This is a genomic window from Rhizobium sp. BK316, assembly GCF_014193695.1.
Classification (GTDB): Bacteria; Pseudomonadota; Alphaproteobacteria; order Rhizobiales; family Rhizobiaceae; genus Rhizobium.
This window is the reverse complement of record NZ_JACHZR010000009.1, coordinates 1-18,326: the sequence shown is the minus strand read 5'-3', so window position 1 is coordinate 18,326 and position 18,326 is coordinate 1. Positions and strand designations below refer to the sequence as shown.

General features: G+C 60.7%; 16 protein-coding genes. 7 read left to right on the top strand and 9 right to left on the bottom strand.

The features are described 5' to 3' along the window. Positions 1-2 precede the first annotated feature (2 nt). The 4 genes from FHT87_RS29350 to FHT87_RS29335 all read right to left on the bottom strand — a co-directional run bounded on the left by FHT87_RS29350 (position 3) and on the right by FHT87_RS29335 (position 3,428). Complete coding sequence (locus tag FHT87_RS29350) at positions 3-1,670, bottom strand: alpha/beta-hydrolase family protein (protein ID WP_246699687.1); 1,668 nt, start codon at positions 1,668-1,670, stop codon at positions 3-5. A 199-nt stretch (positions 1,671-1,869) separates the two neighbouring features. After that, the gene (locus tag FHT87_RS29345; protein ID WP_183736335.1) at positions 1,870-2,247 is read right to left on the bottom strand and encodes a hypothetical protein; all 378 of its coding nucleotides are present in this window, start codon (positions 2,245-2,247) and stop codon (positions 1,870-1,872) included. Next, entirely contained in the window at positions 2,244-2,669 is a 426-nt protein-coding gene (locus tag FHT87_RS29340; protein WP_183736336.1) for a class I SAM-dependent methyltransferase, read from the bottom strand. The genes FHT87_RS29345 and FHT87_RS29340 overlap by 4 nt, the downstream gene beginning before the upstream one ends. 189 nt (positions 2,670-2,858) lie before the next feature. After that, positions 2,859-3,428, bottom strand: a complete 570-nt coding sequence (locus tag FHT87_RS29335) for an acyltransferase (RefSeq protein ID WP_183736337.1) — start codon at positions 3,426-3,428, stop codon at positions 2,859-2,861. 298 nt (positions 3,429-3,726) lie between these two features. Between FHT87_RS29335 and FHT87_RS29330 the strand changes: the two genes are divergently transcribed. Both FHT87_RS29330 and FHT87_RS29325 read left to right on the top strand, forming a co-directional pair. After that, on the top strand, positions 3,727-5,346 hold the full coding sequence (locus FHT87_RS29330) for a hypothetical protein (RefSeq protein WP_183736338.1): 1,620 nt from the start codon (positions 3,727-3,729) through the stop codon (positions 5,344-5,346). Positions 5,347-5,447: 101 nt separating this feature from the next. Further along, positions 5,448-5,756: a hypothetical protein gene (locus FHT87_RS29325; RefSeq protein WP_246698272.1), complete on the top strand. Its 309-nt coding sequence runs from the start codon at positions 5,448-5,450 to the stop codon at positions 5,754-5,756. 64 nt (positions 5,757-5,820) lie between these two features. Here the strand turns inward: FHT87_RS29325 and FHT87_RS29320 are convergent, their stop codons facing one another. Then, on the bottom strand, positions 5,821-6,492 hold the full coding sequence (locus FHT87_RS29320; RefSeq protein ID WP_183736340.1) for a VOC family protein: 672 nt from the start codon (positions 6,490-6,492) through the stop codon (positions 5,821-5,823). A 113-nt stretch (positions 6,493-6,605) separates the two neighbouring features. Continuing rightward, positions 6,606-7,523 carry a LysR family transcriptional regulator gene (locus FHT87_RS29315; protein ID WP_183736341.1) on the bottom strand — a complete coding sequence of 306 codons (918 nt, stop codon included), beginning with the start codon at positions 7,521-7,523 and terminating at the stop codon, positions 6,606-6,608. A gap of 116 nt (positions 7,524-7,639) precedes the next feature. On the opposite strand from FHT87_RS29315, the gene FHT87_RS29310 reads away from it, so the two are divergent. Then, positions 7,640-8,518: an aldo/keto reductase family oxidoreductase gene (locus FHT87_RS29310; RefSeq protein ID WP_183736342.1), complete on the top strand. Its 879-nt coding sequence runs from the start codon at positions 7,640-7,642 to the stop codon at positions 8,516-8,518. A 261-nt stretch (positions 8,519-8,779) separates the two neighbouring features. Next, positions 8,780-9,772, top strand: coding sequence for a carbon-nitrogen hydrolase family protein (locus FHT87_RS29305; protein ID WP_183736343.1), 993 nt, complete (start codon positions 8,780-8,782; stop codon positions 9,770-9,772). A 57-nt stretch (positions 9,773-9,829) separates the two neighbouring features. On the opposite strand, the gene FHT87_RS29300 is transcribed toward FHT87_RS29305, so the two are convergent. The 3 genes from FHT87_RS29300 to FHT87_RS29290 all read right to left on the bottom strand — a co-directional run bounded on the left by FHT87_RS29300 (position 9,830) and on the right by FHT87_RS29290 (position 11,523). Beyond that, a complete protein-coding gene (locus tag FHT87_RS29300; RefSeq protein WP_183736344.1) occupies positions 9,830-10,354 on the bottom strand; it encodes a hypothetical protein in 525 nt (174 codons plus the stop codon). Positions 10,355-10,368: 14 nt separating this feature from the next. Then, positions 10,369-11,088: a hypothetical protein gene (locus FHT87_RS29295; protein WP_183736345.1), complete on the bottom strand. Its 720-nt coding sequence runs from the start codon at positions 11,086-11,088 to the stop codon at positions 10,369-10,371. Between the two features lie 90 nt (positions 11,089-11,178). After that, positions 11,179-11,523, bottom strand: a complete 345-nt coding sequence (locus FHT87_RS29290; RefSeq protein ID WP_183736346.1) for a hypothetical protein — start codon at positions 11,521-11,523, stop codon at positions 11,179-11,181. A 74-nt stretch (positions 11,524-11,597) separates the two neighbouring features. Between FHT87_RS29290 and FHT87_RS29285 the strand changes: the two genes are divergently transcribed. The 3 genes from FHT87_RS29285 to FHT87_RS29275 are packed head-to-tail and all read left to right on the top strand — an operon-like array spanning position 11,598 to position 18,187. Next, positions 11,598-14,018: a hypothetical protein gene (locus tag FHT87_RS29285; RefSeq protein WP_183806162.1), complete on the top strand. Its 2,421-nt coding sequence runs from the start codon at positions 11,598-11,600 to the stop codon at positions 14,016-14,018. A 23-nt stretch (positions 14,019-14,041) separates the two neighbouring features. Beyond that, complete coding sequence (locus FHT87_RS29280) at positions 14,042-17,881, top strand: hypothetical protein (protein ID WP_183806161.1); 3,840 nt, start codon at positions 14,042-14,044, stop codon at positions 17,879-17,881. A gap of 54 nt (positions 17,882-17,935) precedes the next feature. Beyond that, positions 17,936-18,187: a hypothetical protein gene (locus FHT87_RS29275; protein WP_183736350.1), complete on the top strand. Its 252-nt coding sequence runs from the start codon at positions 17,936-17,938 to the stop codon at positions 18,185-18,187. Positions 18,188-18,326: the final 139 nt, after the last annotated feature.

Sequence of the window (18,326 nt, the reverse complement as noted above, 5' to 3'; positions counted from 1 at the left end):
GATCAATCACTCACTTCGATCGGCGGAGCGCTCTCGAAATGCTGCTTCAGCCGCTCGATCTCCTCAGCCGACCAGCCGGGCGGCTCCGTGACCGCCAACCAGGCATCGATATAGTGCTGCGGCGCATAGACATGGCCGTAGCCCATGGGCGATGTGGTGGCGATCATGGCGTCGAAGCCGAGCTGCAGGGCGGTGACGATCGGAAACCATTGAAAATGCGGTGACACGTCGGGGCCGCGCTGCCCCTTCATCCAGTCCGGCTCCCGATAGAGCGCCCGCCAGTCGAAAAAGGTTACGGGGTCGCTGGCATATTGCAGGAAGACGATGCGGACCGGCCCCCAGGCGGCACCGGCAGTGGTGGCAGACGTCCACTGATTGGAAAACCGGATCATGCTGCCATCGCGAAATTGCGGCAGCCAGGCCGGCGATCCCGGATTGCGATTTGCGGTCAGATAGGACCACGTGGCACTCGCAAAGGGCGGCCCGCTCCACAGCGCCCCCTGGAACGGATCGTCAAACACCTCGAAGAGATTGACGGACGATTGCGAATTCAGCGCCCCGAGGCTGAGGCCATGCAGATAGAGTTTCGGGCGATGATCGCGCGGCAACGTGCGCCAATAGCCGTAGACCTCCCGAAACAGCGCCCTTGCCGTATCGGACCCATATTCCGGCTCGACCATCAGTGACAGCCAGCTGCTGAGATAGGAATATTGGATCGCGACGCTGGCGACATCGCCGCGCAGCAGATATTCGACCGTATCCAGCGCTTCCGGATCGACCCAGCCGGTTCCCGTCGGTACGACGACGATCAGGGAAGTTCGCTCGAATGCGCCCTGGCGCTTAAGTTCGGCAAGCGCCAGGCTTGCGCGCGCCTCCGCACTGTCTGCGCTGTTGAGGCCGACATAGACCCGGATCGGATCCTTTACGGGAGAGTTCAGGAATGCGCCAATCTGCTCACGCGTCGGGCCAGAGGTGATGAAATGACGGCCGCGTCGTCCGAGCTCCTCCCAATTGACGAGCGAGACCGCACTTCCCGTTTTGGCCGGGTCTTCAGGCATCGGCGTATCGTCATCAATCAGCGCATCGGCCTCCCGGAAGGAGGAATCGACGACGCGCAGCGCGACATGGAACAGCACACCGTCGACGACAGTCCAGAAGGCAAAGGCCGAAATCAGGATGGCGGCAAGGGCGGCGATCCGCCTTGGAACGATACGGCTGGCGCGTTCATAACTCGCAAGCACCATCATCTTGAAAAGCCGGCCGATCGCGACGAGCAGGACGAAGACCACGGCTGCGGTGAGGATCAGCAGGAAGGGCTCGATCGTGGCATTGGGCGGAAGCTGCATCAGCGCCCGGACCGAATTCTGCCAGGATGACGCCTGCCACACGAAAAACGCCGCGATCAATACGCCGGTTATGACCGCGGCCGATCGCACTATCCATCCGGGGCTGAACCGGAACGACGGGATCTCGAGATAGATCCAGAGCCATTGCAGGACGACACCGCAGAAATAACCGACCGCAGCGCTCGTACCCGACAGGGCACCCTGCACGAACCAAGACCGCGGCATCAGGCTCGGCGTCAGCGACAGGCACAGGCAAAGCAGCGCGAAGAAAAGCCCCGGCCACGAAAGCGGCCTGACGGAAACGATCGCCTGATATCGCATCATTGCCCTCACACCATGCCGAATGCTGCACCTCCCTGTTTTATGTCAGGTTTTGCATACAATCCAGAAGCGATGTGTGGTTGTATGGCAGGCTGTAGGATTTGTCAGATGATGGCAGGCTGATATCACCCGAAATCGCATCATCGAAAGATATGAGCAGCAGACGCGCGATCCCTCTTACTCGCCGGATCTCCCGGTCAATTCAATGTCTAACCAACTGGGAAAGCCTCTGCTTCAGAAGATATGCAGTGTCGAAAACGACCGATGCCATGCTGCCGGAGCCTCTTTTCCGAGCTATCAATTGGTGGGTTACGTCGAGCAAGTTCTCTTGAGACATGCCCCTCGCTACAGCTGCGGCCCCAAATGGGTGGCGTAGCAAACTCGCATCTTCCTTCAGGATTTCATTTCGAAGAACGCGCAAGCCTGCGAGCTTCGCACAGGCCTCAATGTAATCCGTTGAGGGGCGCATATTGAAAAAGGACGGATTGAGCATGTACGCGACCTTCGCCCTGGCACGCTCTTCTGTGGGGTAGAGATTGTTATTGATCGCTATCTCGGCAATCTCGTCGGGAGACTTCACAAGGTGGATCCAGGGCCATTTGAGGAACTCACCATATGGTGGCCGCCGGGCGACTGCCAAAGCGGGGATGCGAGGGAATATATGATGCCGCCCTTGCGCACCACTCGCGCCATTTCGGAGAACGCCGCCTCCACGTTGGGGACGTGTTCCATCGTCGCATAGCAGTACACCAGATCGAAGGATTCATCTGCGATCGAACGCATGTCTTCCGCGCTCTCGCAGAGATATTTTACTTTCGGGTGCGTGAACTCGCTTCCGACTTCTTCGATTACATCGAGGCCCAAAACCGCCTTGGCGCCAAACTCGACAAAATAGGAACAATCGTTGCCGGTGTTGGCCCCCACCACAAGTACATCCGGATGCCTGATCGTCAGATGCTTCCATGCGGAAGCCGCGTTGTGCCTATTATAATCCACGTTCATCCCCTACCCACCAGAAGGTATTACTATCCACGAGACCGCCAAAACACAACGGTAGATGGCAATTTCGACTTGGGATGGGCAAAACGTCGATCCAGTATCCGATTGCTGGGCAGGAGGTTTCAGCAGAAAGGCTCGGTGGCCGGCCTTGCCGGGCAGTAGCGACATAATAATGGCTCGCGTGACGTGCAGTTAGGTTCGATATTTGACGACCTTCGCAGGTGAGCCAACAGCAATCGCGTATTCCGGGATATCGGATATCACGACAGAATTGGCGCCGATTACAGCACCTTTTCCTATCGTTACGTTCATCAGAATCTTTGCCCCCACTCCAATCCAGACATCGTCTCCAATCTCTACGAAGCCGATGTCTGCCCGCTGCAGGCGCATTAGAGTATCGCGTTTTGTGCCGTGGCTGTGATCGGTGATCTGGACATCTGATCCGATCAATACATCGCTTCCGATGCGAATGAGGTTCTTTGCCGTGACAATGTTTCGTCGGCCTATGACCGTATTGTCACCGATAAATACCTTTGGCTCCGGCATTGTGAGTTGGAAGAAAGAATAGTCCTGGATCGTGACATTATCCCCAACCTCCAAGACTGCATGCTCAACTATCAGGAACTCCGCGCGACGCTTCACGACCAAGTTTCTACCCGCCCTGGTGAAATAGCGAGCCCGTTTATAAGCGGTCACCAGCTTCTGAATGATGCCGCCTCGATTTCTATAGGATGCTCTGTCTTTTGTCGCACGCGCTCCCATCGGGAAAGGTGCTTTCAGCCTGACGAGTTAGCTATTACCAGAACTGCCAGACCCATCATGGGTTGAACTGGCGCTGGCATCTTAGAAGTAAAATCGAGTATGCCCTTTACGATTGTTCGACGACAGCGCTTGGCCCCGTCCGTTCGATCTTGCCCCTCATTCAGAGTCGGCTTGCTACTCCAACGATCCGTCGCCCTGCTTCCATCTTTAAGCGCTTGCCCGCCGCGCTGCGTTTTCGGCAGGTCAGGTAAACAACCTTTTTACGCCCATGATCGGCAAAAAAATAAGGCACAACGACATGACCATATCGAGTGAAGTAAATCGATCCGGCCCTTATGACGCAAACGGCATAACGACGGCCTTCGAATACAAGTTCAAGATCCTTGAACCCCAGCATCTGCAGGTGATCCACACGGATTCCTCGGGCACGGATTCAATCCTGATGCTCGATGCCGATTACACCGTGACCGGAATTGGCAACGATGGCGGCGGCAGCGCGCTCATCACCCCTGCCCCGGCCGAAGGCAGCCGGATAACCCTGCTGCTGGACGTGCCCTTCACCCAGGAAACCGACCTGGAAAACCAGGGCGCGTATTATGCCGAGACCGTCGAGCAGGCGCTCGACCTGATCGTGATGCGGCTTCAGCAACTGAAGGAACGGGCGGCCCGCGCCATAACCATTCCGCCGTCCTTCGATTCGGCGACGATCGACAAACTCATCGCAGATGTTCTGGCGTTGAGCAACAAAGGCGATGCGCTGGAGGCTGTTGCCGCTGTCTCGCACTATCTGGAGGCTGTGGCCGATCTTGCCGATGACATTCCCGATGTTGCCAGCTTGACGCAGACCACCCAGCAGAAGGCCGCGGAAGCCGCGCAGTCGGCCGCGGACGCAAATGCCAACGCCGGGGTTGCGACCGCTTACGCGACGAATCCGGAAGATGTTGCGGTTCCAGGTTCGGGCGGGCTGTTTTCCGCCTTTCATTGGTATCGGAAGACGCTGGCAATCTACGACACCGTTGCCAATACTCTCGCCGGCTGGCTGCACGGCGCAGCGGCAAAAAGCGACATCATGGATACAGACGAATTCGCCATTGCCGACAATGCGGCAGGCTGGGGACTGAGAAAGGTTCTGGCGGGCAGCATCGTCAAATATGTGGCCCGGGCGCTGGACCTGGACTTCATGGTCGGGTTCATCCCGGCCTGGGCCAGCACCACGTCCATCTCGATTGGTCCCGGCGTCGGTTTCTTTGGTGGCAAGAGGCACGCTACTACGGTTGATACCACGAGGCAGCTTTCGGCCACCTTTGGTACCGGCACCGGTTTCCTCGACACAGGCGTGGTGCAAGCCTCCAAGACCTATTTCATATACGCCATCAGGAACCTCGACACGGGTGCTACCGACTTTGTGGCCTCTCTTAGCGCTATAGAAGGGGGCGTGTCGTTGACCAACCTAACGGGCTGGGAGCTACTCTCTGGTAGTCGTGTGGGCATCCTATTGACCAATGCCAGCGCGCAAATCCACCGGTTCAAACAAACCGGGAACTTCGTCCAGACAGTCGCATCAAACGAGGTTAATACCTCGGCTGCCTTCACGAACGACAACATGAGGTTTGCCTTCTGGCCTGTCGGTGTTCCGGTCCTGGGGCGAGCAAACAGCAGCATCGTCGCCAACAGTAATAACGGCGTTATTACCCTCAAAGGCGGTGTTGCGACGGCTGCTGACGCAGTGGGGGAGAGCGAACTGCTCGTTCAAGCCAACAACGGGACCGGCACTATCGCCATCACCGATACATGGGACATCCACACCCGAACTGATGGGACCTTTCGCCTTGTGGGGTCAAGCGCGGGCGGCAGCATTAACATCAGCATTTCATCATCCGGATGGACTGACTACACCTGCAAGAGGCTACTGGGATGACCATAGTTTACGTTGACCGAGATAATGATGGGAATATTAGGGGAATTTATGCCTGCGATCAGATTGGGCTTTCGCTCACTCCTCGCGACGACCAGGATCCATTGATTGCCAAATTCCTCCGCGACCCCTTCGGCCTCGAAGATGCCTTCCCCCCTCTCAAAAAATGGCAGCTCTGGCTCGCCGCGCTCGAGCTTGAACCGCCGATTTTCAAGACCGATGTTCTCTCCACCGTCAACGACATGGCCGGCATGTCTGGGAAAGACAAGGAAACCGTTCGGATCATGATCGAGGATGCCCAGGAATATTCCCGTGAAGACTCCCGCATCGATCTGCTCGCGGCAGCCATGGGCATTCCGCCGAACCAGATGGACGACCTCTGGAAATGGGCGGCCCAGATCGAGCCTATCTGACGCGGGTTCACGTAAAATAGCCAGCGGGACCAGCCCATCCCGCCGGCCCCGCTTGGCAATCATCTCACAGCGGCAACGGCCTGCCCGTCTGCTCGGCCATCATGTATTCCGCATACCAGTCCGGCCAGTTCTCGTCGTGCTTTCCACCATTGCGCTTCTCATGCTCTCCATGCGCCTCGGCCGCCCGGCGCAATCCCGCGGCGAGGTCCTTCGCCGTGCCGAAGGCGGCGAGGTCGGAGGTGATGCGGCCGGGCAGCCGGGCGGTGATTTCCTGGAAGAGCCAGCCATTGCCGTCAGGGTCGCTGAAGGCCGCGAAGGAACGGTAGCTGCCTCGGTCCGGATCGCGGCCGCTGACCCGACGCCGGCCGAAAAGATAGGGCACGTCAGGGCCGCTATAGACTTCACCTTCGGGATGAAAGGCCTCGCTGACCTCGACGCCGCGCTCGCGTAGCTCCTTGCGGGCGGTCTCTATGTCGGACACGATGAGATAGAGGCCCTGCGCGGAGCCGGGCGCTGCCGGTGTCACGTTCTTCCCGAAGATGACGGATGCTTTCGAGCCCGGAGGGGTGAACTGGATCACCCGATAGTCATCGCCTGAGGAATAATCGGCATCGAGGCGCCAGCCGAGCCCGCCGTAAAATGCCTTGGCCCGGTCGACATCCGAAACGGGTACGACAATGATCTCCAGCTTCATCTCGCTGGTGCCGTTGCCGGTCATAGTGCTTGCGCTGCTCATGATCTTCCCCCTTCCCATCGTCACGACGATGGTGTTGATGATGATGATGACGGCGATGCGGCGAAGGCATCGCCGGCACCCACTCTACCACGTTGCGCGCCGGCGATCTCCGCTCACCCCCCTCGCGGCATAGCCTTGATGAAATCGATGAAGGCGCGCAGCGGCGCCGGCACCAGCCGCCGGCCGGGATAATAGAGGAAGGGGCCGGAAAAGCTCTCCCACCAGCCCTCCAGCACCGGCTCCAGCGCGCCACTTGCAAAATAAGGCCTGAGCCAATCCTCGAAAGTGAAGACGACGCCGGTTCCGGCAATGGCCGCATCGACGGCGAGATCCGTGCCGCCGCCATTCTGGACGATCAGCGGGCTCGGCGGATCGACCCTGACGATCTCGCCATTGCGCTCGAATTCCCAGACCGGGATGGCGCGACCGGCAAAGCGCCCGCGGATGCAGGCATGCTCGAGCAGATCGCGCGGATGATCCGGCCGCCCGTGTTCGGCGAGATAGGCTGAGGATGCACCACCGGCAAAACGCTGGCGGCGTGGGCCGATCGGCACGGCGATCATGTCCTGCTCCAGCCGCTCGTCGTATCGAATGCCGGCATCGCAGCCGGCGGCGATGATATCGACGAAATTCTCTTCGGTGACGATTTCGAGGCGGATGTCGGGATAGGCTTTCAGAAACGCCGGCACGATGCGCGGCAGCACCAGCCTTGCGGCGCTGACAGGCACATTGAGCTTCAGCGAGCCGGCCGGCCGGTCGCGAAAATCCTTGACGAAATCGAGCGCCGCATCGATCTCGCCGAAGGCAGGACCCAGCCGCTCCATCAAGCCGCGGCCGGCCTCGGTCGGCACCACGCTGCGCGTCGTGCGGTTGAAGAGCCTGACACCAAGTTCCGCCTCGAGCCGGCGCACCGCATCGCTGAGTGCCGACGAACTCATACGGCTCATCCGCGCCGCCTCGCGAAAACCACCGGCCCTTGCGACGGCGAGAAAGGCGCTGACATCGCTGATCTCGGGCACACCCTGTTTCATAGTCCCACCCCGTTCATTGTCCTGTATTCCGGACAGCCCGTCCGGATTATAGCCGATTGTCCGAATAGCGATACGGGCCTATCTCCTCCTTGGCTTTCAATCGGAGATGAGATTTCATGTCTACTGTCGAAAAATCCGGAACCTTCAAGCTCGGCGACCGCACGGTCAAGCGGCTCGGCTATGGCGCGATGCAGCTCGCCGGCAAGGGTGTCTTCGGCCCGCCGCGCGATCGAGACGAAGCCATCGCCGTTCTGCGCGAGGCGGTCGAAAGCGGCGTCAACCACATCGACACCAGCGATTTTTATGGACCCTTCGTCACCAATGAGATCATCAGGGAAGCGCTGCACCCCTATAAGGACGATCTCGTCATCGTCACCAAGGTCGGCGCGCTGCGTGGGTCCGACGCCTCCTGGAACCCGGCCTTCTCCAAGGCAGAGCTGACCGCTGCGATCCACAGCAACCTGAAAAACCTCGGCCTCGATGTGATCGAGGTGGTCAACCTGCGCGCCATGTTCGATGTGCACGGCCCGGCCGAAGGCTCGCTCGAAGCGCCACTCACGGTTCTCGCCGAGTTGCAGCAGCAGGGCCTGATCAAGCATATCGGCCTGTCGAATGCCACGGCAAAACAGGTGGATGACGGCCGCAGGATCACGGAGATCGTCTGCGTCCAGAACCAGTACAACCTCGCCAACCGCGACGATGACGCGCTGATCGACAAGCTTGCCGCCGAAGGCACCGCCTACGTGCCCTTCTTCCCGCTCGGCGGCTTCTCGCCCCTGCAGTCCTCGACGCTCTCAGATGTCGCCACCCGCCTCGATGCCACACCTCTGCAGGTGGCACTCGCCTGGCTCCTGAAGCGCGCACCGAACATCCTCCTGATCCCCGGTACGTCCTCGCGCGGCCACCTCAGGGAAAATCTCGCAGTGGCCGAGATCGAACTGTCGCCCGAGGTGATGGCGCAACTCGACGGCATTGCCGCAGCGAAAGGCGCCTGACCCCACGTAAGGAACCGAAACGCGGCGGATCACCTGCCGCGTTTCGAAGCCCACATTGCGGCCCCTCCCCAGATTGACGAATCGCCACGGCATCGACATCTTTCTCGTCAGGCGTGGCCTGCGCCCAACCTCCAGCGATCCTCCCCGGCAGGGTCTTCAAAACGGAGGCAAAGGGACTTCCGTCTCGGGTTCGAAAACCTTGGTCCGATCGCTCGGGCGTGGTTGCCGGGGAACATGCGTCCGTGACGGAAAGGCCAGACAATGACCCAGAACGGAAATCTCAAACGCAGGGTTCGCGCTCGCGCTGCAAAAACCGGCGAATCCTATACTTCAGCCCTCAGCCACATCCGCAAACCAAAGCCGGATGAGCCCGCCGGCAAATCCCTGCGGCTGGCCGTGGCCCAGACCACTGTTTGCCTCGACCCGCGCGATGCCTCGGCATTCCGCGCCAACGGCGCCGAAATGCGCCACCTGATGCGCCAGGCGAGCAAAGCCGGAGCCCGACTGATCCACTTCCCGGAAGGTACAATCTGCTTTCCCAGCAAACGCCTCCTCTCCGAAATCGGCCCCAGGGAGATCGGCGCGGCCGATTGGAGCCGCTATCAATGGGAGGTTCTGCGCGAAGAGCTGGAAGAGACGAGAAAGCGCGCAAAGGAGTTGAAGCTCTGGACGGTCTTCGGCGCGCCGCACAGGCTGACCCCGCCGCACCGGCCGCATAACAGCCTCTATGTCATCTCAGACCGGGGCGAGCTGGTGACGCGTTATGACGAGCGCCTGCTCTCCCACACCAAGATTTCCTTTATGTATTCGCCGGGCAGAATCCCCGTCACCTTCGAGGTGGACGGCATGCGCTTCGGCTGTGCTGCAGGCATAGAGTCGCACTATCACGAGATCTTCACCGAATATGAGCGGCTCGATGTCGATTGCGTGCTCTTCTCCACATCGGGCGAAGTCCCCTCCGCCGCCCCTCCCTTCGCCGCTGAAGTCCTGGGAGTTGCGGCCAGCAACACATTCTGGGTGAGCTACGCTGCCCATGCGCCGCAAAGCGTCATCGCCCCCTGCGGCATCGCCGGCCCCAGGGGTCAGTGGGCGGCTCGTTGCTCGGATGATGGCAAACCTGGCATCGCAATCGCCGAAATCGCAACCGACCCAGCCAATCTCGCCCGCCCTTGGCGGCGCAACGCCCGGGGCGATCTCTACCGGCCGCATCAGATCGAGGGAGATCCCAGAAGCGACAGCCGCGAGGCTTTCTGAAGCGGCAGGGCAATTCCGGCAGAACCGTGCAGCGATTGTGCTGGAATTGCATGCTGCTTACTTCAGGAAAAGACCGGTCACGGCAAGCCCCGCGCTAACCCCGTAGATCAGCACCATACCTGCATACACGCAAGCGGTTGGAGATTCATATTCCCAGCCGGATGGTAGTTCCACAAATCCTGAGACTATGCATCCCACGAGACCGGTCATCAAAAAATGCCACTTGTCGATTGGTTTCTCATCCACGTCATCAGAAGGTCTGATCTCTCCAGGAGGGTGGAATTTTAGCCGAAACCGGTTTGTCGAAACAATGACCACCATCATGATGAGACCGGACCACCCAAGCCCCCGCCCCAGATAATCCGTCCGTTCATCGCTTATTGAGTGAGAAGCCAGATCCGCCTGCCAGAGGCATATGATGCACGTTACATAGACAAGGATCACGCCGGTCAGCACGCAGAAAAAGGCCAGCAGCGAATAGAGCTGCCCCTTCGGCAATAGCCGCGCCCAATATCTCGCCCCAAACCAAGCCGCCATGAAAGTGGGCACGAGGGTGGAGGCGAAGCCCAGATTGGAAGTCATGCGCGCTCGGCCCCCTAGCGCTGGTCGGGCGGCGACCAGCTCTTGCAGCCGTCACGGCAATATTGCGGGAAGGCCGCGCTCGCGCTTGCCGGTGTGGGGTAGATCGTGACGGTGGTGACATTCCCCGCCCTGCTGACTGAGACGAGAAACATTCCGGCCGGCAGGCTGTTGAGGTAGGCATCGCCATCGGGGAAGGCAGCACCCGGCCGCGGTGGTTTCGTCGCTCGGGAAGCAACGAAGCTGATTGTCTGCAGGCTCTGATTGTCCTTGGCCAGATAACCGGAAAACCGCCTCTTGGTCTCCTCTTCGCCGAGATCATGAACAGCTTTGACGATGTCGATCGTAACATTCCTGGTCACAAGATCGACAGGCACATCCTCGTTTTGATGGGAAAAGCCTGATGAACCGACGATCTCCCAGAAACTGTCGGCGCGATTGGGCGTGAACTGTCCGTAAAGTGCGCGGCCATCCAGCATGCCGATCCGGAACGTGCCGATCTGATCGCCGAACTCAACTTCATCGAAACACAGGCTTTTCCGCTCTCCGACATCGCAGGCATACCAGCCCTGCTGCGACAGGATGCCCTCATAGCCGTCCCCTACCCGCACGCCGAATATGAACTCTGCAGGCCCGCCATTTTCAGGCTCCACCGCGTGGGAAGCCGATGGCAGGGAAAACAGAAACAGGCCAACGCCCGCAGCCCCCAGCCGACGAACGAAGTTCCTCAAAAACATGCCCCTCACAGACCACCCCTGACGCCAGCAGGCGCTTCCGTCATTTCTGCCTCGTGCGGCATCCATCTGCCGCCATGACGCATCACGTCTCTATCGAAAATCGTTCAGATGATTGAGGTCGCCGAGATAGCCGAGGCCCGATAGCGCGAGCACGGCGATCAGGCCTGACAGCACGCCGGCAAAGCGATCGCCGCTCTTGCGCCTGATGAAGCGAACGATGAAGAAAACGATAAGGCCGACGACAAATGACGGCAGCGAGCCGCCGATGATCTCGCCGATAAGTCGTCCCCCCTCCGCCGCCGGATAGGCCGTCGCCGCTACGAAACGGCGCACCAGGCTGCAGACCAGTGCGACCGCCGCCAGGATCGCAATTCCCGCTCCCATACCACCTTTGCTGCTGGCCGAAGCCCCACGCATATCAGTCCCGTTTACCATCTGCATTTCTCCCCAAATTTATAAAACAACCGTTCCGCACCTACCCCTGTCTCTCTGCCGAACGGGAGACAGACATGGACAGCATGCAGGACAATAGCGCCCTGTCGCGGAAGCGGGACCAGCAGGCCGCAGCCACCGCAAGCAGCATTATTCAATCCTCGGATGAAAATCCAGATGAGGTTGCGGAAAATCTTAGTCTCGCGCGTAAGTTATCGGAAACGACCGGAAAAACCGTCCCCCCACAGATGATCACGGGGAATCGCGAGTTTGTTCAGGGAATTATCGACGCCGAACGCAACAGACTGGTTCTGTCGATGTCGCCGCGGACGGCGACCTGGTGTAGCGAGAATCCCACGGCCGCTCTTCTGGCGAAGGATGATGTCTACAACCTATGCTCCTTCGAGGAGATGGCGCAAAGGTTCGGCCAGATACCGAAGGCTTTCGGTGACGTACGGCTTTCAAAACAGCCCCTCACCGAACCGACCGCAAATCCTGAAGCTCCACGGTCTGCGCCCACCGTGAGCCCAAGCGCGCCGCAACAGGCGCCGAACTCATATCCCCTGGCCCCCGACACTCAGTCCACGAATGCTGCGCACGAAAATGCTGGCTCGGTCCCGCAGCCTGCATCTCCGCCGGCCGATCCAGCCGGTTCAAAAACGTCCCCTTCCGATCCGCTGGAAGCCCAGCCCCAAGCGCAACCTGCCGTTCAACCCGCAGGCGCCGCCGCACCGGCCACGGGAAATGCTCCGGCCGCTGTTGAGGACACTCGCAGCGATGAAACCAAGGCAAGGGATGCCCTCATCGAAGAGATCGCCAACGCGGCAAATTTGACCGATGAACAGGCTGCCGCACTCTTACAGAAAATTATCTCCCAGGAAGCGCTCGATCCCTATAACGCGAAATTCTATCTGGATGCCGTGCGGACAAATGGGGCTACCTCGGATGAGGTCTTCACGTACTTGGCACATTCGTCCAGTTCGACCGTCCAAAGGACCAAGGAATTCGGGCAGAACCTGGTGGAGGTTCCGAAGGGCGCTGCCAGCGCCGCCGTGACCGCAACCGGCCGTATCGTCGAAGGCACCGGCCAGCTTATGTACGTCCCCAAATCGGAGGAGGAGCTCGCCCGCATTGACAGGATCTCCAAAGCAGCAAGCCTTTCAGACAAGGATTATGCCCTGCTGGACATGGAACTTGACAAGCTGTCGTGGTTCCAAGCGGCAACTGCCAAAAGAGTCTTGAGGGACGTTCGAGCAGGACGCCTGACCGCCGACCAGGCAAAGGCACGGTTCGACTCCACGTGGGACAATCTTTCCCAATACCTTCAGACCCAGGGTGCCCACGTTGGAGACTATGGCGAAACCATTTTTCGTCCGGCAGCTGGCTATGAGAACAGCTGGGGTCGCATGACCGGCGAAATATTGGGCGCCAATCTTCCCAACATTGTGGCAACCGTAACGGTTGGACGCTTCGCCGGTACCGGAGTGGAATTCCTGCGCGCTGCCGGGGACGGTGCTGCTGCCGCGAGAAAAGCCAATCTCAGCGAAGGTCAGCAGAGCGTCGCGGCGTGGGCTTACGCCCCGACCGCACTTGCCGACAAGATCCCTTTCGACAGAGTGTCGTCGCCCGTCCTGAAGCGCGTGTATTTGAATTCGTTCCTGCAGAAATGGGTCGCCGTGGGCTTCAAGGAAGGTGGAGCACAGGCGTCACAGCTTGTCGCACAGAATGCGGTCAAGCACTATTTCATCGATCCGAAGCAGGAGTTCTCCGAGAAAGTTGCCGCCACCTTTGTCGCGGGAGGCGTTGCCGGCATCGGCAAGGAAATCATCCAGGATGCCGCCACTGTGGCTTTGCGGATGCTCACGCGTGGTCGCGGGTCCCCGCACTTATCCATGTCCCGGCCCGAAGCGGCCGTTAAGGCCCGCCAAGACCTCGACGACATCGCAGCGACGGTGGAGGCGTCGAAATATCGCGTACGTGACCCGGAAGGCCATCGAGATTTCACCGCAAAAGTGCTGAAGGACACTCCCGCCGAATATGGCTACGCGTCGCACGAAGCTGTCGAGAAATATAGCAACGCGACAGGCAGGGATCCGTCCGGAAAAATCGGCACTCACGCCATGCAGGTGGCGAAAGATACCGGCAGTGATCTCAAATTCCCGATGAGCGGCTACTTAGTCCATTCCTCCCCCTCCAAGGCGGACGCGAACTTCAGGGACAGTATGCGCCTGGGCGCCGACGCCTTCAACCATTCCGAAGCCCTTGCTTCGCATATCGGCGTGCCTGCGCCCGGTCTCAATCCGAGAGTTAAGCAGAACGGCCCCTACATCGCCACTGGATACGTGGGCAACCAAAAGGTCGATGACTACGCGGCTTCGCATTCTCGCAATGCCGATCCCACCGCGAAGAAGATGGGGCGCATCGGAAGTTCAGGAAACACGCACCGCTACCCAGACGGGTTCAGCCTCAGGAGCCCCCACCAAACCCTTAACCGCTAGTCGATTTGCCGAGAGGATTCCCGTTGAACAATCTGACCGACGTTTCACCCACGAGCGACGTTCTGTCCGCTCAGCCTTTACCCGATAGCCAGACAGCGGAAGCATTTATTCCCAGCGCAACCAGCGCTCTCTTTACCCGTCCAGATCGTAATCCGCATTCCGTTCCGCGCATTCCGAACGGCGCCGACGGCGTGGCGATCCTCGACATTTTCCGCAAGCCGGATTTCTCCACCGTGCTGCGTGGAGCAAGCCGCTATTTCCTTCAAACCATGCAGGACATGGCGGCACACGATATCGCCATCGTGACCGAAGATTTCGCCCATCTCGAAAACTGGTGGCGCGAAAACGCCCGCGCCATTGCAGCCGATACCGCTCGCGCGGCATCCGGCATCAAAATCACCGCAAGAGACGTACTCGCCGCGCTCGATCGCGGCACCACCGGCAATCCCCGCAAGGACGCGGTCATCGACACCGCCATGCAGTCCCGTTTCGCCCACGCTGCCGAAACCTACCTCATCGAAGGCACAGCCCCATCACCCGAGATGCGCGGCGTCTTCGAACAATTCCGCGACTGGTTGCTTTCGATCTACCGCCGCCTCGTCGCCCTCGACATCTCCCTCGCCCCGGGCGTCGCAGCCATCTTCTTCCGAATGCTCGCCAGCGACACCGCAATCGAGATGGCCCTGCAGAATGTCGGCGGCGATGAGCCGGTCTTTGCCAATGCGCAAGATGCCGGCCTGACACAGCCGCACTACGACCGGCTGCTGAAGCTGCGCGCGCTGGCCTCACAGGAAGCAAAAGCCCGCCTTCTGCGCCAGATGATGGAGCCCGTGCGGCGAGAGGGGCAGAAGGCTTACAAGGCGGAAAAAGCCTCCGTGCAGCGCGCGGTGGAAAAGGAGATCGACGCCACCGGCCTCTACCGCGCCATCGAATGGATGGCGAACCGCCGCTGGCTGGATGAGGAAAATCCCGCGCCATCCGGTGACATAAGCTTCGACAAGGCGGCCCTTGAGGCCCGCTATGGCGCGGGCATTCTTGGCGCGTTGCCCCGCGGCAAGCACTCTCTTTATGCTGATGACGGCGGGCTCGATCCGGATATCGTCGCCGATCTCTTTGGCCTCGGCTCCGGTGATGAACTGGTGGCCGCCATGGCGCTGGCGCCGAACCGCGATGAGGCGATCGCCCTCGAGGTCGAGCGCGTGATGCTGCAGCGCCATGGCGACATGCTGATCGACGGCTCGGCCGAGGAGCGGGCGATCGCGGCCGTGCACAATGACAGGCGGGCCGAATGGCTGGCGGCCGAGCTTGCGGCCCTCGTCGAGGTCGGCGGCTCAGGCGATGGGCTGACAGCGAGCGAAGCCAGGGCCTATGCGCTGTCGGCGACTGCGGGCATGGAGGTGGCCGATGCCATGGACGGCGCGCGATTCCTCGCGGCCGGCCGGCGCACCGCGATCGAGGCTATCAGGCTGGGTGACGAATTGGCACAGGATGAGGCCTGGCGCGAGAGGGCAAACCGCAAAGCTGCCGGCGATGCAGACGCTGTCCCTCACGAACAGGACGAGCGTATCGCCAGGCTGATCACCGCCAAACGCCGCCAGCTTCTCAATCACGCGATCTATGCCGAAAGCCTCGACATTATCGGCGAGGTGGAGAAATTCGAAGCCGAAGCGGAAAGCCTCGCAAGCGGCCCCACGCGCGAAAATCTCGCCGCAGCCGTCCTTCGCGACAATGGCCGCATCGATTATCTCGGTGCGATCGACGCCCTGCTCGACCGCTACGGTCTCGGCGGCCGGGCGGATCGTCAGACCGGAGGTCAGCGGGGTGGACAGGGTGATCCGCGCATCGCCCTCAGAGACTATAGTCTCGCCATGAAGGCCGCAGGCCGGGAAAACGAGCTCGCCATTCCCGATAGTGTGCTGATCGGGTCCGGGCGCCAGTCCTACAAGGAGATCACGCTGGAGCGGTTCCGCGCCGTCGCCGCGGCGCTGACGAATCTCGAACATGCGGCCCGGCGCGCGGGCAAGCTGATCGATGCCGATCATGAAGCCGATGTCGAGGTGACTGTTGCAAGCCTCGTCGGTGCCCTGAAAAGGCCGCGGCCAGCCGGCCCGGCCAAAGGCGAGCGTACTCCCCTCGATCCGGCCCGTGCAGCGGATGCCCTGTTGCTTGAACTCGACGCCACCGCTGCCGGCCCAGCCCACAGGGCCATCAAGGCGCCGCTCGATGCCGCCGCAGGCCGCCTTGCGCAGCGCAAACAAAAGGCGGCGGCTGATCTGGAAGCGCTCTACGATGCCTATTCCGACGAGGAGCGACATCAGATGGCAAGCCGCCGCTATCTCCCGGCCCTCGGACAGTCCCTGTCGAAATGGGAGGCCATCGCCATTGCGCTGAATGCCGGTAACGAGGCCAACCGCCGGCGCCTGACGGATAGCCGCATCGAAGGCGCCCTGAACGAAGCCGGCCTCGCCGCCGTGCTCGCCTCGCTCGATGCGCGCGATGCCGGCTTCGTGCAATCCGTCTGGGATTATCTCGCCGCCTTCGAGCCCGATATCGCTGCCCGCGAAAAGCGTGTGACCGGCATCGCGCCGCAATGGGTGCAGCCCGTCTCCGTCGTCATCGCCGGCAAGGCGTTGAAGGGCGGCTATTATCCGCTGGCCTATGAGGGCGCGGATGCCGCCCCGGATCCGGCGCAGGCGCTTGCCGCCGGCCGTTTCGCCAAATCCGCAACCGAGGCCGGTCATGGCCGGTCCCGCATCGACCTCGCCGCCCGGCCGCTCGATCTCGACATCGCCGTCCTGCACCGGCACGTCAATCATCTCATCTACGACCTGGAATTCAGCGAACCGCTCGCGAATGCAAGGCGCCTGCTTGACGATGCCAGGGTCAAGACGGCCTTTGAGGAGACCGGCCGTGCCGCTGATCTGGAGGCCCTGCAGGCCTGGCTCAGCGAAGCGGGCGCCGGCGAATTACGCTCCGCCGATCGCATCGGCCGGATGGCTCGCCTGGCAAAAAAGAATGTCACCGCCGTCAGCCTGGCGAATGATCTCGCGGCCTCGCTTTCAAGCCGCTACCGGCTCGCCGAGATCATCGCCGCCTCCGGCAGCGGCGATTTCGTGGCCGCGTTGCAGAATGCCTTCCGCCCCGGCATTATCGAGAAAGTCGCCGGCCGATTGCCTCTGATGGCCGACCGCGGTTTTTTCGGTGAGGCCCGAACGGCATGGGAAACGATGGCCGGCTGGCTTGAGGAAACGCTGCGACACCATCTCATCGAGATACCGGCCTGGCTCGCCTTTTATAACAAGGGCGTCGGCCAGTTCGCAGGGGATGAAGCGAAGGCTCTTGCCCATGCCGATGCCTGCATGCAGCAGGCGATACTGGATCCGTTCCCGGCCCATGCCGGCAGCAACGAAACCCTGCTGCTCTTCAAGGCGCTGGGCGCGCATCTCGCCGCAAAGTTCAAGGCCGGTGCCGAAGCCACCGGTCAGGATGCGGACACAGCAGCCCGGCAGGGCATTGCACTCGCCATGGATCTGACCGCACTCGCCATGAGCGATATGGTCTTTACCGGCGCCATCGGCGGGTACGACAACGGCCCTGCATGGCCGGCCTTCCTGGCCCAGCACACCGGCTATTCCGTCATGGCCGCCCTGCCCGCCATCCGCGATGCGGAAAAGCCGCTTGCCGGCACCGAGAGCGATGCCAGGGCGCTCATAAAGGCCATCCGCCCTCCGTCAGGCGACATCGGCATCGGCCATCAGCATGTCACCGGGATCCTCGAAGCCACCGGTCTCGCGGCGAAGTCGCCCGCCGATGAAATCCCCCGCAAGGTGGAGGCCGGGTTTGCGCGGATCGGCCAGCCGTGATTTTCGATTTCAACTCTTCGCACCCTATCCATGATGCCAAAAAGGAATGGCATCATGGATGAGACAACCCGCAACGAGCTTGAGAAGCTTCACAGCAGGATCGGTGACTTGAAGGAGCGTGTCGTCTCGCTGGAAGCGCAACAGCCGCATATCAATGCCGCCCTGCTGCGCATCGAAGGCAGCGTCGAAAAGCTCGCAAACCGCATCGGTAAGGCGCTCTGGGCCGTCGTCGCGATCGTGCTGACACCCCTCGCCGGTCTGCTGATCAAAGCGATCGCCTCAGGTGCGCTCGCCCGCTTTCTCTGAGGCAGGCGCAGCAGAGGTGTGGGGCAGTTTTTGTGTCCGTTACGCCCTAGGCAGCGGTGACGATTTAACTATTTGAGCCATATGGCGATAGCGGCGAGTTTGACGAAGCCCATGAAGTTTGCGAGCAACTTGTCATAGC

What these genes read in the sequence shown, in the direction of transcription:
- FHT87_RS29350 (WP_246699687.1), bottom strand. Translation starts at nt 1,670, where the DNA reads ATGATGCGATATCAGGCGATCGTTTCCGTCAGGCCGCTTTCGTGGCCG.
- FHT87_RS29340 (WP_183736336.1), bottom strand. Translation starts at nt 2,669, where the DNA reads ATGAACGTGGATTATAATAGGCACAACGCGGCTTCCGCATGGAAGCAT.
- FHT87_RS29335 (WP_183736337.1), bottom strand. Translation starts at nt 3,428, where the DNA reads ATGGGAGCGCGTGCGACAAAAGACAGAGCATCCTATAGAAATCGAGGC.
- FHT87_RS29330 (WP_183736338.1), top strand. Translation starts at nt 3,727, where the DNA reads ATGACCATATCGAGTGAAGTAAATCGATCCGGCCCTTATGACGCAAAC.
- FHT87_RS29320 (WP_183736340.1), bottom strand. Translation starts at nt 6,492, where the DNA reads ATGAGCAGCGCAAGCACTATGACCGGCAACGGCACCAGCGAGATGAAG.
- FHT87_RS29315 (WP_183736341.1), bottom strand. Translation starts at nt 7,523, where the DNA reads ATGAAACAGGGTGTGCCCGAGATCAGCGATGTCAGCGCCTTTCTCGCC.
- FHT87_RS29310 (WP_183736342.1), top strand. Translation starts at nt 7,640, where the DNA reads ATGTCTACTGTCGAAAAATCCGGAACCTTCAAGCTCGGCGACCGCACG.
- FHT87_RS29305 (WP_183736343.1), top strand. Translation starts at nt 8,780, where the DNA reads ATGACCCAGAACGGAAATCTCAAACGCAGGGTTCGCGCTCGCGCTGCA.
- FHT87_RS29300 (WP_183736344.1), bottom strand. Translation starts at nt 10,354, where the DNA reads ATGACTTCCAATCTGGGCTTCGCCTCCACCCTCGTGCCCACTTTCATG.
- FHT87_RS29295 (WP_183736345.1), bottom strand. Translation starts at nt 11,088, where the DNA reads ATGTTTTTGAGGAACTTCGTTCGTCGGCTGGGGGCTGCGGGCGTTGGC.
- FHT87_RS29290 (WP_183736346.1), bottom strand. Translation starts at nt 11,523, where the DNA reads ATGGTAAACGGGACTGATATGCGTGGGGCTTCGGCCAGCAGCAAAGGT.
- FHT87_RS29285 (WP_183806162.1), top strand. Translation starts at nt 11,598, where the DNA reads ATGGACAGCATGCAGGACAATAGCGCCCTGTCGCGGAAGCGGGACCAG.
- FHT87_RS29275 (WP_183736350.1), top strand. Translation starts at nt 17,936, where the DNA reads ATGGATGAGACAACCCGCAACGAGCTTGAGAAGCTTCACAGCAGGATC.